Origin of the sequence: Kitasatospora sp. NPDC057015 (genome assembly GCF_042673745.1) — a bacterium.
Classification (GTDB): domain Bacteria; phylum Actinomycetota; class Actinomycetes; order Streptomycetales; family Streptomycetaceae; genus Kitasatospora.
The window spans coordinates 35,671-50,028 of record NZ_JBHUSG010000011.1; the positions used below are offsets into that span (position 1 = coordinate 35,671).

Here is a 14,358-nt window from a genome sequence, read left to right on the forward strand (position 1 = left end):
ATGCATGCCAACAGGCTGTCCAGGAGACCCTGCCACCGCTCTTCTAGGCTCGCGCCGTCGCCGATCGCCACCGGCGCTGCGAGGAGTCGGGCGACCCGAAGTGGCGCAGGTCGGTGCTGAGTTCGGTGACGAGTTCGGCGCCGAGGTCGGTGCTGGGTTCGGTCGGAGCGCCGAGCTGCCGTGATTGCTTCGCCGCGTCGACGGAACCGGGCCCGTGGATGGTGAGCTCGAAGTCCTGACGCGTCCTGGCGTCCAGGGCCATCGGCAGGCTGATCCGCCCGGCTCCGACCATGCGGCGTACCGCGGTTCGGCTGAGACCGAGCCCGAGCATGAGCAGTCGCTCGACCCGGACCGGCGCGGGCAGTTCGAACCCGACCAGGACCGTGAGCGGTGTCGGGTCGTCGAGTGCGTAGAGCGGCGTACGGGTCTCCAACTCCCAGGTGCCGGTCCAGTCGAGGCGGTATCCGTTCTTCGCGGCGAGCGACGGACTCATGGCCAGCTCCCGGACCACGGCGGGGTCGTTGGTCTCGTACGCCACCCGGCGGGCGGGCTCCAACGACGAGACGTGGACGCGTTCGTGGACGGGCACCTTCGAGGTGCGGTCGCACGCCGCACAGCTCAGCAGCAGCCAGACGTCGAGGAGCTTGCCGTTCGCGTTGACGCGGATCCTGCCGGAGGGGCGGTGGCGCGAGCCGGAGCAGTCCGGACAGGAGCGGACGACGGCGGGCAGCGCGGACTGACGCACGGCCCACCGGGCCTTGCGGTCGGTATTCATGAGGATGTGGTTGCTTTCAGGACTCGGCAGGAGCTCTCGCGGGCGAGGCCGCGGCTCCTGGGACGTGACGGATGCACACGCGTGCGCGAGTCATCGCCTCGGGGCTGAGTCGTCAGGCTCCGAGGTCGATCGCGCGACAGGTTCGCTGGTGCTACGTGGCAGCCGTCACAGGTCCATGCGGGCGATGGTGATCGAGGGAGCGGTCCGCGGGCAACTCCTTTTCGCCCGACCACTCGCCCGCCCGGTCACTCGCCCGGCCGCCCGCCCGTCCGTCCGTCCGCCGGCCCACCCGCCGGCCGCGCCGCCGCCCTCCCGGGTCAGAACACCGAGATCGCGGCACCGGCCGCCGCGCCGATCCGGGGCGCCCGGCTCGCGCCGCCCGGGGCCACCGCCCGCCGAGGGTACGCCGGCCGCCGAGGGTACGCCGGCCGTACCGGGATCCGCGGGGAGGTCGACGGCCGAGCGGCCGGGCCGCCGGTCCGGGCCAGGGCCGTACAGACGGCGGCCAGCGGCAGTTCGACGCACAGGGCCATGGCCAGGGCCGAGGCGAGGGCGATGCCCGGCGCCGCCGTCGCCAGGTCGGCCGCCGCGTCGGCGCAGAGCAGTACGGCGGCGCCGGCCGCCGCCCAACGGGCTGCCGGGTGTCGGCGCCCGAGCAGGACATGGGTGGTGGCGAGCGCCGCGAACTCCAGGGTGTCCAGCACCGCCCACCAGGTCTGGCCGCAGGCGACCAGCACCGCCAGCCAGGGCAGCAGCGCGAGCGCGGCCGGACCGGGCAGCCGCATCGCCAGTCGCCCGTACGGCACGTGAGGTCCGGGGCGCACCGCCCGCGCGTCGATCGTCGGATTCACGCCGCACCGCCGGAGGCGGCCCCCGCGCGCCGGGCCCGAGCCAGGCGCAGTCGCTCGTCCGGGGCGTCACCCGTCGAGTCCCGCAGCCGTACCGTGGTGAACGGGCCCTCGACCCAGGCCAGCCAGAACGCGCCGGACACCGGCACGGCGGGCGCGACCGCCCTGGCCCGGCGCCGCAGCGGCAGCCGTCCGCCGGTGAACTCCACCACCGGGAGCGGGCCGCGGGCCGGCAGCCGGCCCCAGGCGAGCGCGAGCGGGCGCCCGCCGCCCGTGCTGCGCCGGGCGCCCCGCAGCAGCCGGGGCGCGAGCCGGGAGGCGACCAGCACGTCCAGCAACTCGCCGTGCTCGTAGACCTCCAGGGCGGCCCGCCCGCGCCGGTGCCCGCCGCCCCCACCGCTGCGGCGCACCGCCCAGGGGCCGCCGGGCACGGCCGGGGCACACCCGTCGTGGTCGGGGTCCGGAGGTGTCCCCGCCGCCGTCCCCTGACCAGCCGATCCCGCCGATCCCGCCGATCCCGCCGATCCCGCCGATGCTGCCGATCCCGCTGTCCCCGTGGTCCTCGTCATGCCGTCAAGCCTCGCGGCCGGGGCGGGAGATGTCGGTAGCGTGATCGTCCGAGCCGGGGGTGTAGCCAGCTACACCCCCGACCGGTAGTCCCCTTCATGGCGGCCCGTGATACCACGTCCTAGGCTGTCCGGCATGCCCCCGACCACGACCCCACTGCGCCGCGCGCTCGCCGCGAGTGCCGCGTGGGCCCCCTGGTCGGCCGGGCCCTGGCGCGACACGCTCTTCGTCGCGGCCGGCGCCGCGCTGAACGTCCCGTTCTGGACGGCGCTGCTCGTCCCGAAGCTGCTCTTCCCGATGCTGGGCCTGGTGCTGCTCTCGCTCGGCCTGCTGAGCGCCGCGCAACGCAGCCGGCTGCGGGTCCTGCGCGGGGTGGAGATCCCGCGCCGGGCCCGGAGCGGCCGCAACCCGCTGCGCTGGCTGCGGTCACCGGCGGCCCGGCGGCAGGCGGGGTACCACCTGGTGGCCGGTCCGCTGCTGGCCGTCGGCGCGACCCTCGTCCTGTACGGCTGGGGCATCGGCCTGGTGCTGGTCACGGTGTACGGCTGGGCGTGGCTGATACCGGTCGGCGGCCGGGTGCACGCGGACGACTGGCTCGTCCCGCAGGGCGTCCTGATCACGCTCGGCGGGGCCGTGCTGCTGGCCGCCGCCGCGCAGGCGGCCGTCCGGCTGGCGGCGCTGGACGAGCGGGTGACCAGGGCGATGCTCGGCCCCAACCGGGCGGAGCAGCTGGAGCGCCGGGTGGAGGACCTCGCCGAGAGCAGGGCCGGGGTGGTGGACGCGGCCGACGCCGAGCGCCGCCGGATCGAACGCGACCTGCACGACGGCGCCCAGCAGCGGCTGACCTCGCTCGCGATGAACCTGGGGCTCGCCCGGCGCACCCTCAAGGACGTCCCCCCGGAGGCGATGCAGGTGATCGTCGACGCGCACGAGGAGGCCCAGGCCGCCATCGCCGAGCTGCGCGACCTGATCCGCGGCCTGCACCCCGTGGTGCTGGAGGACCGCGGCCTGGACGCCGCGCTGTCCGGCATCGCCGCCCGCGCCCCGCTGCCGGTGCGCCTCGACGTCCAGGTCCCGCCCGGGATCCCGCCGACGATCGAGGCGGTCGCGTACTTCACCGTCTCGGAGGCGCTGACCAACGTCGCCAAGCACGCCCGCGCCTCCCGGGTCGACCTGTCGGTGCGCGGGCGGGGCGACCGGCTGCGGATCGTCGTCACCGACGACGGCGTGGGCGGCGCCGACCCGGCGGGCGGCACCGGACTCACCGGGCTGCGCAAACGCGCCGCCTCCGTGGACGGCACCCTCGCCGTCCACAGCCCCCTCGGGGGCCCGACCACCATCACCGTGGAGCTGCCGTGCGTGCTGTGATCGCCGAGGACTCGGTCCTGCTGAGGGCCGGCCTGGTCAAGGTCCTGGAGGCGGTCGGCTTCGAGGTGGCGGCCGCCGTCGGCGACGCCGAGGAGCTGCTCGCCGCCGTCGAGGAGCACGCGCCGCAGGTGGTCGTGACGGACGTCCGGATGCCGCCGGGCTTCACCGACGAGGGCGTCCGGGCGGCGCTGATGATCCGCCGCCAGTGGCCGGAGGTCGCGGTGCTGCTGCTCTCCCAGTACGTGGAGGAGCGCTACGCCGCCGACCTGCTCGCCACCAACACCAGCGGCGTCGGCTACCTGCTCAAGCAGCGGGTGGCGAACGTCGACGACTTCGTGGACGCCCTGCAGCGGGTGGCCGAGGGCGGGACCGCGCTGGACCCGGAGGTGGTCGCCCAGCTCCTGGTGCGCCGGCACAGCGACCCGCTGGAGAAGCTCACCCCGCGCGAGCGGGACGTGCTCGGCCTGATGGCGGAGGGCCACTCCAACGCCGCCATCGCGGCGGCCCTGGTGGTCGGCGACAGCGCCGTCGCCAAGCACATCAACTCGATCTTCACCAAGCTCGACCTGCCGCCGGCCGACGCGACCCACCGCCGGGTGCTCGCCGTGCTGCGCTTCCTGGAGGTCGGCTGACGATGGTGCGCGTCGCCGGAAGGGAGAAGGCGGGGGCGGGGCCGGCGGACGGGGCCCGGGAGCGGACGGACGGTACCGGGGGGACGCCGCGGCCGGGCGCGGCGGCGCCCGGACTGCGGGCCTGGCGGCTGGTCGGCGGGCTGGTGATGGCGGTGGTGCTGGTCCTCTCCGGGTCGCAGGCCCTGGGCGTCCTGGTGGAGCAGCACTCCGTGCGGGACAAGACGTACGCCCTGGCGGCCCGCGAGCTGCTGCTCGACGGTGCCGGGGCGGACGTCCGGATCGAGCCGGGGCTGCCCGGGCAGGTGCTGGTCCGCACCAGCCTGGACTGGACGCTGCGCAAACCGCTGGTGGCGATGCTCTGGGAGGGCGACACCCTGAAGGTGACGGTGCGCTGCGACCGGATGCTCGACCTCGGCGGGCTCGGCTGCGGGGTCCGCCTCGACATCCGGGTGCCGGCGGCCACCGCGGTGACCGGGCGGAGCACGTCGGGGTCCACCGAGGTGCGCGGCCTGACCGGCGACGTCCGCCTGCTGAGCGCCTCGGGGGCGGTGGTGCTGTCGGGCCTCGGTGGCCGGGTGTCCGCGATGTCGACCTCGGGGGCCGTCTGGGGCACGGCGCTGACCTCCGCCCGGGTCGAGGTGGTGACCAGGTCCGGCGAGGCCCGGCTGTCCTTCGCCCGTCCGCCGGACGCGGTCACCGCCTCGACGACGTCCGGGGAGCTGTCGCTCACCGTCCCGTCGGCCTCGCGCTACCGGATCACCGGCCGCTCGAACTCGGGCGGACGCAGCATCGACCCGGTACTGGAGGAGCCGGGGGCGCCGCGCAGCATCGACGTCTCCACCACCTCGGGGTCGGTGTCGATCAGCTCGTCGGACGGCTGACCGGTCACCCGGCCGGGTGGGGGACAATGAAGAGTCCCGGACCGCGCCCGGCGGGACCGCCTAGCTGCTGAGGATGCGCCGCGCATGACCGCCACGCCCGCCACCGCCACGCCCGTGCCCGCTCCGGCCGACTCCGAGTTCGCGCCGCTGGACATCGGCCCGATGCGGGTGTGGCCGCCCGTCGTGCTGGCCCCGATGGCGGGCATCACCAACGCCCCGTTCCGCACCCTGTGCCGGGAGCAGAGCGACGGCAAGGGCCTGTTCGTCAGCGAGATGATCACCACCCGGGCACTGGTCGAGCGCAACGCCAAGACCATGCAGCTGATCCGCTTCGACCCGAGCGAGAAGCCGCGCTCCATCCAGCTGTACGGGGTGGACCCGGTGACCGTCGGCAAGGCCGCCCGCATGATCGCGGACGAGGGCCTCGCCGACCACATCGACCTCAACTTCGGCTGCCCCGTCCCCAAGGTCACCCGCAAGGGCGGCGGCTCGGCGCTGCCGTACAAGCGGAACCTGCTGCGGGAGCTGCTGCGCGAGGCCGTCGCCGGCGCGGGCGGCCTGCCGGTGACCATGAAGATGCGCAAGGGCATCGACGACGACCACCTCACCTACCTGGACGCCGGCCGGATCGGCGCCGAGGAGGGCGTCTCGGCGATCGCGCTGCACGGGCGCACCGCCGCCCAGCACTACGGCGGCACGGCTGACTGGTCGGCGATCGCCCGGCTGCGGGAGTCCGTCCCGGCGCACGTCCCGGTGCTGGGCAACGGGGACATCTGGTCGGCCGGCGACGCGCTGCGGATGATGCGCGAGACGGGGTGCGACGGAGTGGTGGTCGGGCGCGGCTGCCTGGGCCGGCCGTGGCTGTTCAAGGACCTGGTGGCGGTCTTCGAGGGGGCGGTGGACCCCGTCCGCCCGTCCTTCGCCGACGTGTCCCGGGCGATGCTGCGCCACGCGCAGCTGCTCGGGGAGTGGATGGGGGACGAGCAGCGCGGCGTGGTGGACTTCCGCAAGCACGTGGCCTGGTACACCAAGGGCTTCTCGGTCGGCTCGGAGCTGCGGGTGCGGCTGGCCAACTCCAGCTCGCTGGCGGAGCTGGGCGGGACGCTGGACGAGGTGGAGCAGTCGCAGCTGTGGCCGGCCGGTGCGGACGGCCCGCGCGGCCGGACCAGTGGCAACGGCCGGGTGGTTCTCCCCGAGGGCTGGTTGGACGATCCGTACGACTGCTCCCTGCCGGGCATTGACGCCGAATCGGATATCTCCGGCGGATGATGTAGACGTTCCGGCGAAGTCGTCTCCTGGGGGGCGACCGCCGGAGCGTCCCAGCCCTCTTGGACAACCTGGCCAAGAGGGCTCCTTTGCGGCCTGATCCGATCACGGAACGAACACGTTCCTGGACGCAGTGCGACGATTGGCGCAGTGTCGCTACGTACGACAGGTGAGATGCGTCCGTGACGCTTGCCACATACCGTGGCGACTGACATACGGTCAGGTGTCGGTCTTGGCCCGGAAGGCGTAAATCGCCTTCCGAAGGGGTCGGCGGAGTATCGGAGAGTCGGAGTGCAGGAAATCAAACCGGGGCAACACGGGTGGCGGTCGATCATCACGCTCTGTCCGCTTCATGTGATCTTCGTGTTTCCGTGTCTTCAAGAGTTGAAGGGGCGCTAGCGTCAGCCGGACGATTTCACCACCAGAGGTGAATGACCTGACGGGCATTCGATCTGCTGGGTTACCGCTTGGTACTGGCCTCGTACGGCCTATTGCCAGCGCGACAACGCCTTCGAAATGGGTATGTTCTCCGGCGTCAGGGCAACCGTGTGCGAGGAGACCGACCCGTGCCGTCCCAGCAGAAGTTTGTTTACTCCTTCACCGAAGGAAACAAGGACCTCAAGGATCTTCTTGGCGGCAAGGGCGCCAACCTCGCCGAGATGACCAACCTGGGCCTCCCCGTCCCTCCGGGGTTCACCCTCACCACCGAGGCCTGCAAGGTGTTCCTGGAGACCGGCAGTGAGCCGGCCTCGCTCCACGAAGAGGTGAGTGCGCACCTCGACGCCCTGGAGCGGGAGATGGGCAAGAAGCTCGGCCAGGCGGACGACCCCCTGCTGGTGTCCGTCCGCTCCGGGGCCAAGTTCTCCATGCCCGGCATGATGGACACCGTGCTCAACATCGGGCTCTCCGACGTCTCGGTGCTCGGCCTCGCCGCGCAGTCCGGCAACGAGCGCTTCGCCTGGGACTCCTACCGCCGCCTGGTCCAGATGTTCGGCAAGACCGTGCTGGGCGTCGAGGGCGAGCTCTTCGAGGAGGCCCTCGACGAGGCCAAGGCCGCCAAGGGCACCGCCGACGACCTGGACCTGGACGCTTCCGACCTCCAGGTACTGGTCGACACCTTCAAGGCGATCGTCCTGCGCGAGACCGGCCGGGAGTTCCCCCAGGACCCGCGCGACCAGATGGACCTCGCCATCCACGCCGTCTTCCACTCCTGGAACGGCGACCGGGCCCGGCTGTACCGCCGCCAGGAGCGCATCCCCAACGACCTGGGCACCGCGGTCAACGTCTGCAGCATGGTGTTCGGCAACCTCGGCGAGGACTCCGGCACCGGCGTCGCCTTCACCCGTGACCCCTCCACGGGCGCGGTCGGCGTCTACGGCGACTACCTCTCCAACGCCCAGGGCGAGGACGTCGTCGCCGGCATCCGCAACACCCTGCAGCTCAGCGAGCTGGAGAAGCTGGACAAGAAGTCGTACGACGAGCTCATGGCGATCATGCACAAGCTCGAACTGCACTACCGCGACCTGTGCGACATCGAGTTCACCATCGAGCGCGGCAAGCTCTGGATGCTCCAGACCCGGATCGGCAAGCGCACCGCCGCCGCCGCCTTCCGGATCGCCGTCCAGCTGGTCGACCAGGGCCTGATCGACCTGGACGAGGCGCTGCACCGGGTCACCGGCGGCCAGCTCGCCCAGCTGATGTTCCCGCGGTTCGCCCCCGACGCCACCTCCAAGCGCGTCGCCTGGGGCCTCGCCGCCTCGCCCGGCGCGGCCGTCGGCAAGGTGGTCTTCGACTCCTACACCGCCGTCAAGTGGTCCCGCTCCGGCGAGAAGGTCATCCTGGTCCGCCGGGAGACCAACCCGGACGACCTGGACGGCATGATCGCCGCCGAGGGCATCCTCACCTCGCGCGGCGGCAAGACCTCGCACGCGGCCGTCGTCGCCCGCGGCATGGGCAAGACCTGTGTCTGCGGCGCCGAGGAGCTGGAGGTCGACACCAAGCGCCGCCGCTTCACCACCGCCGACGGGCAGGTCGTGGAGGAGGGCGACATCGTCTCCATCGACGGCGCGACCGGCAAGGTCTACCTCGGCGAGGTACCCGTGCTGCCCTCCCCGGTGGTCGAGTACTTCGAGGGCACGCTGCACGCCGGCGCCGACGTCCAGGGCGGCCTCGTCCAGGCCGTGCACCGGCTGATGTCGCACGCCGACGTGCGCCGCCGCCTCGCGGTGCGCGCCAACGCCGACAACGCCGAGGACGGCGGGCGCGCCCGCCGCTACGGCGCCCAGGGCATCGGCCTGTGCCGCACCGAGCACATGTTCCTCGGCGAGGAGCGCCGCAAGGAGGTCGAGCACCTCATCCTGGCGGACAACGACAAGGACCGGGAGTCCGCGCTCGGCACCCTGCTGCCGCTGCAGAAGGGCGACTTCCTGGAGCTGTTCCAGGCGATGGACGGACTGCCCGTCACCGTCCGGCTGCTCGACCCGCCGCTGCACGAGTTCCTGCCCGACATCACCGAGCTGTCGGTGCGCGTCGCCCTCGCCGAGGCCCGCAAGGACCCGAACGAGAACGACCTGCGGCTGCTCCAGGCCGTGCACAAGCTGCACGAGCAGAACCCGATGCTGGGCCTGCGCGGCGTCCGCCTCGGCCTGGTCATCCCCGGTCTGTTCGGCATGCAGGTCCGGGCGATCGCGGAGGCGGCGGCCGAGCGCAAGCTGGCCGGCGGCGACCCGCGTCCGGAGGTGATGATCCCGCTCGTCGGCACCGTCCAGGAGCTGGAGATCGTCCGCGACGAGTGCGAGCGGGTGCTCGCCGAGGTCGCCTCCTCCACCGGCGTCCAGCTGGACATCAAGCTCGGCACCATGATCGAGCTGCCGCGCGCCGCCATCACGGCCGGTCAGATCGCCGAGGCCGCCGAGTTCTTCTCCTTCGGGACGAACGACCTCACCCAGACCGTCTGGGGCTTCTCCCGCGACGACGTGGAGGCCTCGTTCTTCACCGCGTACCTGGAGAAGGGCATCTTCGGGGTCTCCCCGTTCGAGACCATCGACCGGGACGGCGTCGGCGCGCTGGTGAAGCAGGCCGTGGTAGCCGGCCGGGCCACCCGCCCGGACCTCAAGCTCGGCGTCTGCGGCGAGCACGGCGGCGACCCGGACTCGGTGCACTTCTTCCACGAGGTGGGCCTGGACTACGTGTCCTGCTCCCCCTTCCGGATCCCGGTGGCGCGCCTGGAAGCGGGCCGCGCCGCCCTCGAAACGGCGGGCAGCGACTCGCGCTGACGGCGGAGGGCACCCGGGCGGCCAGGCATCGGCCGCCCGGGGCCCCACCTCCGACGCGCGGTCGCCGACCGCATCCCCTCCACCCGGAGGGGCGTACACCGGAGCTCGGCGCAGGAGAACCGGCGTACGTACAGCAGTTGGGGCGGGAGCGGACAACGGCGTCCGCTCCCGCCCCGACCGCATGCTCTGCGCCGATCGGGTGATGACCCACCCCGTAGCGAGGACCGGCCCGCCGCTCCCGGCAAGCTGGATGTCATGACCAGCCCCATGACCAGTCGAAACCGCGTGATCGTCGTCGCCGTGCTCCTGGTCTGCGCGATCGCCGCGGCCGGCGCGTACGCCCTCAGCGCGCACCAGGACCCGACGGCCACCAGCACCGGTCCCTCCCCGCGCGCCACCGCGACCGCCACGGCGAATGCGACCGCGCCCGCCACCGGCTCCGTCGCCTGGGTGCCGCACGACCCCCGCCTCGCGGACGTCTGCCGCACCGCGCTCCCCGGCCAGGCGCGCGACACCCTCGCCCTGATCGCCACCGGCGGCCCGTACCCGTACCGCTCCGACGGCGTCGTCTTCGAGAACCGCGAGAGCCGGCTGCCCCGGCAGCGCAGCGGCTACTACCACGAGTTCACCGTCGTCACCCCCGGCTCGCAGGACCGCGGCACCCGACGCGTCGTCACCGGCACGGCCGGCGAGCAGTACTGGACGGCCGACCACTACGCCAGCTTCCAGGAGATCGACCCGCGCTGCTGAGCGCGCCGAACCGCGGGGCCGCCGCGGAAAAGCCCTGGGCGGGATGTTCTCACTCTGAGAAGATGCCCTCGATGACCACCGAACCGACCGACGAACCGACCGACGAACCGACCACCGGACCGAACGGCGACCCCGTCGCCGCGCCGACCGCCGCCGACCCCGCCCTGGACTCCCTGCACGGCCTCGCCGTCGGGGACGCCCTCGGCGCCCAGTTCTTCGTCCCCGGCACCCGCGCCCACCTGGCCGCCCGGACCGCCCCGCCCGGCCCCTGGCCGTGGACGGACGACACCGAGATGGCCTGTTCGGTCCACGCCGCGCACCGCGAACGCGGCAGCATCGACACCTTCGACCTGACCCACGCCTTCGCCCGCCGGCACGACTTCGACCGCGGTTACGGCCCGGCCGCCAACCGGATGCTGCGCCTCGTCCGCGAGGGCGGGGACGCGAAGCGCCTGGCGGCCGAGCTCTTCGACGGGCAGGGCTCGTACGGCAACGGCGCCGCCATGCGGGTCGCCCCGCTCGGCGCCGCCTTCGCCCACGACCCGGCGGCCGTCGTCGGGCCCGCCGGCGACACCGCGGTGATCACCCACACCCACCCGCAGGCGGTCGCCGGCGCGATCGCCGTCGCCGTGGCCGCCGCCCACGCCGCCCGGGCCCGGACCGAACCCACCACCCCCGAGGCGTTCCTGACGGCGGTACGGGAGCTCACCCCGCCCGGCGCCGTCCGGGACGGCATCGGCGAGGCGCTCGGCCTGCTCGCCGAGCCGGACCTGCGGGCCGTGGCCCGGGTGCTCGGCAACGGCAGCCGGGTCAGCGCCGCCGACACCGTGCCGTACGCGCTCTGGTGCGCGGCCCGCCGGCTCGACGACTACCCGGAGGCGGTCTGGGAAGCGATCAGCGCCGGCGGGGACGTGGACACCACGGCCGCGATCACCGGTGGCATCGTCGCCGCGCGCACCGGCACGGCCGGCATCCCCGCGGGGTGGCTCGCCGCCCGTGAGGCGCTGCCCGACTGGGCGACGCCGGAGCAGGGCGGCGTCGCGACCGCCACGACCGACCCGGTCGCCGCCCGTCCGCTGCTCTCCCCGCGCCCGGGGGCGGTGCCGGACGTGCTGTGGAGCGAGGAGCAGTGGCAGCGGATCCGCCGGGGCCTGCGCCCGGGGGCGATGGAGGACACGTGGGTCTCCTGGACCGCCGAGGGCACCCTCCACCTGCACCGCAGCCGGACGGGGTACGCCGTCTGGGAGGTCCGGGTGGCGCCCGTCCGGGGCGGCGGGTGGCGGCCGGTCTCGGCACTGGTCGAGGAGCGGTTCGCGGACGTGGGCGCGGGCCGGCCGGACGCGGACGGGCTCCTCGCCGCGGTCCTGCAGCTGGCCGCCCGGGGGTACTGACCCGCCGCGGCAGCTGCTGGGACACCCGCCGCGACACCCGCTGCGACACCCGCCGACGGTGCGCCGGGGGAGACCGCTCCGCGGCCCTCCCGGCGCACCGCGCCGGCGCCGACCGACCCGGCTACGCCGGGATCAGCCGGCCGTTGCCGCCGTGTCTAAGGCACTCCTGGTTGATCGCCCGGTCCGGGGCGCTCGGCGAGGTGGCGGCGGCGATCCGCAGCTCGATGATGTCCCGCACGGCCGGCCACTCCTCGTCCAGGATCGAGTAGAAGGCCGTGCTGCGGACCACGCCGTCCAGGCCGCGCGAGTGGGCCCGGCGGACGCCCTCGCAGGTGGCACCGAGGCGCTCGATGGCGGTGCGGGAGCGCTGGTTGCGGGCGTCCGCGCGCATCGAGATCCGCTGCACGCCCCACACCTCGAAGGCGTACCTGAGCATCAGCAGCTTCGCCTCGGTGTTGATGCCGGTGCCCTGCGCGCGCGGGGAGAGCCAGGTGTTGCCGATCTCGGCGGCGTCGGGCACGGCGGTGGCCGGGTCGCCGAACGGGACGCCCGGCGCCGGGGGCCAGACCAGCGGGCCCTGCCAGTAGTCCAGTTCGAGGAAGCGGGTCGAGCCGACCACCCTGCCGTCGGTGGTGCTCACCGTCGCGAACGGCAGCGAGCGCCCGGCCGCCTGGTCGGCCAGGGCGCGGGCGACGTAGTCGCGGGCCGCTTCCAGGCCGTGCGGGACGGGGGTGAAGGCGTAGGTCGTACGGTCCTCGGCGCCGGCCTGGGCCAGCGCCTCGGCGTGGTACGTGGCGAGGGGCTCCAGCCGGACGGTGCGGCCGTGGAGGATGACGGGTACGGGCACGGAACCTTCGGTCCTTCGGCGGTCGGAGGGGGACCTCGCGCCGGGGTACGGCGCGGAGGACGACTGGACTTTCGCCCCGGCTCCGAGGGCTCCGCCCGTTCCGGCGTACGCCGGAGTGCCCGGTTCGTACGGCGGGGGAGGCGGCCCGGAGGCGGGCAGCGCGGTGCCGGAACGGACACGGGTCCACGGACCGGTCCGGCGGGATGAGCGAGGGGACAGTGTGCGTCCGCGAGATGGCCGAGGGGGAAACGAGTGCGCGAGGGAAACAGGCGGCCAGATGAAGGCAAGGTGCGTCGTGTGGGCTGGCCCAACAGCGGTCCGGGACGTGGTCAACGGCGTTACCGACGACGAGACGACGACGCGACGATGCGAGGCAGCGAGAGGACGATACCCGTGAAAGGGCGGTGCGTCACTTCGCGGCACGCGAAAGGGGGCGCGAGAGTCCCGGCCGTACGCCGCGGCCGCCCTTCCGGGGCCCCGAAATCCGCCCCGCAGGCGCCCGCTCCGGCCGCCGGAGGGGGTGTGACCAGCGGGTTTCCGGCGGAATGCGATGATTCTGTGATCGCGGGAGGGCCGCGGACACATCCACGCACGAAGCACGCCCGCAACGGGAATGTCGGCGGCCCGCGACACGCTGGAGTGAGCGAGGGCCCGACGGCCGCGGACTGTCCGCGCCGGGGCCCTCCCGGACCGGGCCGGACCCGGCCGGCCGACACGGACCTACGACGAGAACGAACGGGGTTGGGTACGCGGTGCAAGATCCCCAGGCGCTGTACGAGCTGGAACCGCAGGGCGTGGCCGCCGTGGCCGCCGCGAACGCGGCCTTGGGCGACACCGGCGCCGGCCTGGTGCTGCTGTACCACTTCGAGGGCTTCATGGACGCCGGCGAGGCCGGCGGCCAGGTGATGGCGCACCTGCTGGAGGAGGGCTCCCCGCAGGTCGTCGCCCGCTTCGACCACGACCGCCTGGTGGACTACCGGGCCCGCCGCCCCGCGATGGTCTTCGACCGCGAGCACTGGGCCTCCTACGACCCGCCGGAGATCCTGCTCCAGCTCGTCAACGACGCGGCCGGCTCGCCGTTCCTGGTGCTCACCGGCCCCGAGCCGGACGTCGAGTGGGAGCGCTTCGCGGCCGCGGTGCGCGATCTGGCCGAGCGCTTCGAGGTCCGGCTCGCCCTGGACTTCCACGGCATCCCGATGGGCGTGCCGCACACCCGCCCGGTGGGGCTGACCCCGCACGGCAACCGCCTCGACCTCGCCGCCGGGTACCCGCAGTGGTTCGAGCAGGCCCAGGTGCCGGGCAGCGCGCAGGCGCTGCTGGAGTACCGGCTGGCCGAGGCCGGCCAGGACGTGCTGGGATTCGCCGTCCACGTGCCGCACTACGTGGCCCGCTCGGCCTACCCGGCCGCGGCCGTGCTGATCCTGGAGGCCGTCCAGTCGGCCACCGGCCTGGTGCTGCCCGGGCACTCGCTGCGCGACCGGGTCGGCGAGGTGTACGCGGACATCGAGGAGCAACTGGCGCAGGGCGACGGTGAACTGCGCTCGGCCATCCGGGGCATGGAGGGCCAGTACGACGCGGTGGCCGGCGCCGAGGGCCGGGACAGCCTGCTCGCCGAGGCGGTCGACCTGCCCTCGGCCGACGAGCTGGGCCGGCGCTTCGAACAGTTCCTGGCGGAGCACGAGCGCGACGTCGAGTAGGCCGGGCCCGGCGGTCCGGCCTCCGGCGGGAGTCGTCGGGCACGCCCCGGGGTCCGTCCGG

11 protein-coding genes and 1 pseudogene are annotated in these 14,358 nt (G+C 73.9%); 8 read left to right on the forward strand and 4 right to left on the reverse strand.

The window, feature by feature from the left end; translation table 11 throughout:
- Positions 1 to 43 precede the first annotated feature (43 nt).
- From ACFTWP_RS13430 to ACFTWP_RS13440, 3 genes are all read right to left on the reverse strand, one after another.
- Positions 44 to 775, reverse strand: coding sequence for a DUF1062 domain-containing protein (locus ACFTWP_RS13430; RefSeq protein ID WP_380264637.1), 732 nt, complete (start codon positions 773 to 775; stop codon positions 44 to 46).
- A gap of 317 nt (positions 776 to 1,092) precedes the next feature.
- Positions 1,093 to 1,626: a hypothetical protein gene (locus tag ACFTWP_RS13435; protein WP_380264638.1), complete on the reverse strand. Its 534-nt coding sequence runs from the start codon at positions 1,624 to 1,626 to the stop codon at positions 1,093 to 1,095.
- The gene (locus tag ACFTWP_RS13440; protein ID WP_380264639.1) at positions 1,623 to 2,054 is read right to left on the reverse strand and encodes a hypothetical protein; all 432 of its coding nucleotides are present in this window, start codon (positions 2,052 to 2,054) and stop codon (positions 1,623 to 1,625) included. Before ACFTWP_RS13440 ends, ACFTWP_RS13435 begins: the two co-directional genes overlap by 4 nt.
- Before the next feature lie 271 nt (positions 2,055 to 2,325).
- Between ACFTWP_RS13440 and ACFTWP_RS13445 the strand changes: the two genes are divergently transcribed.
- The 7 genes and pseudogenes from ACFTWP_RS13445 to ACFTWP_RS13475 all read left to right on the forward strand — a co-directional run.
- Positions 2,326 to 3,558, forward strand: coding sequence for a histidine kinase (locus tag ACFTWP_RS13445; protein ID WP_380264640.1), 1,233 nt, complete (start codon positions 2,326 to 2,328; stop codon positions 3,556 to 3,558).
- Entirely contained in the window at positions 3,546 to 4,190 is a 645-nt protein-coding gene (locus ACFTWP_RS13450; RefSeq protein WP_380264641.1) for a response regulator, read from the forward strand. The genes ACFTWP_RS13445 and ACFTWP_RS13450 overlap by 13 nt, the downstream gene beginning before the upstream one ends.
- Positions 4,191 to 4,192: 2 nt before the next feature.
- Positions 4,193 to 5,071 carry a DUF4097 family beta strand repeat-containing protein gene (locus ACFTWP_RS13455; protein ID WP_380264642.1) on the forward strand — a complete coding sequence of 293 codons (879 nt, stop codon included), beginning with the start codon at positions 4,193 to 4,195 and terminating at the stop codon, positions 5,069 to 5,071.
- A gap of 84 nt (positions 5,072 to 5,155) precedes the next feature.
- Positions 5,156 to 6,340: a tRNA dihydrouridine synthase DusB gene (dusB, locus tag ACFTWP_RS13460; protein ID WP_380264643.1), complete on the forward strand. Its 1,185-nt coding sequence runs from the start codon at positions 5,156 to 5,158 to the stop codon at positions 6,338 to 6,340.
- A 563-nt stretch (positions 6,341 to 6,903) separates the two neighbouring features.
- Positions 6,904 to 9,612, forward strand: coding sequence for a pyruvate, phosphate dikinase (gene ppdK, locus ACFTWP_RS13465; protein WP_380264644.1), 2,709 nt, complete (start codon positions 6,904 to 6,906; stop codon positions 9,610 to 9,612).
- 267 nt (positions 9,613 to 9,879) lie between these two features.
- Entirely contained in the window at positions 9,880 to 10,362 is a 483-nt protein-coding gene (locus ACFTWP_RS13470) for a ribonuclease domain-containing protein (RefSeq protein WP_380264645.1), read from the forward strand.
- 62 nt (positions 10,363 to 10,424) lie between these two features.
- Positions 10,425 to 11,378, forward strand: a pseudogene (locus ACFTWP_RS13475) (ADP-ribosylglycohydrolase family protein); the annotation flags it as partial.
- A gap of 496 nt (positions 11,379 to 11,874) precedes the next feature.
- Here the strand turns inward: ACFTWP_RS13475 and ACFTWP_RS13480 are convergent.
- Positions 11,875 to 12,600, reverse strand: coding sequence for a GNAT family N-acetyltransferase (locus tag ACFTWP_RS13480; protein WP_380264646.1), 726 nt, complete (start codon positions 12,598 to 12,600; stop codon positions 11,875 to 11,877).
- A 752-nt stretch (positions 12,601 to 13,352) separates the two neighbouring features.
- Between ACFTWP_RS13480 and ACFTWP_RS13485 the strand changes: the two genes are divergently transcribed.
- Positions 13,353 to 14,297 (forward strand): PAC2 family protein, encoded by a 945-nt coding sequence (locus ACFTWP_RS13485; RefSeq protein WP_380264647.1) that lies wholly within the window; start codon positions 13,353 to 13,355, stop codon positions 14,295 to 14,297.
- The last annotated feature ends 61 nt before the right edge of the window (positions 14,298 to 14,358 follow it).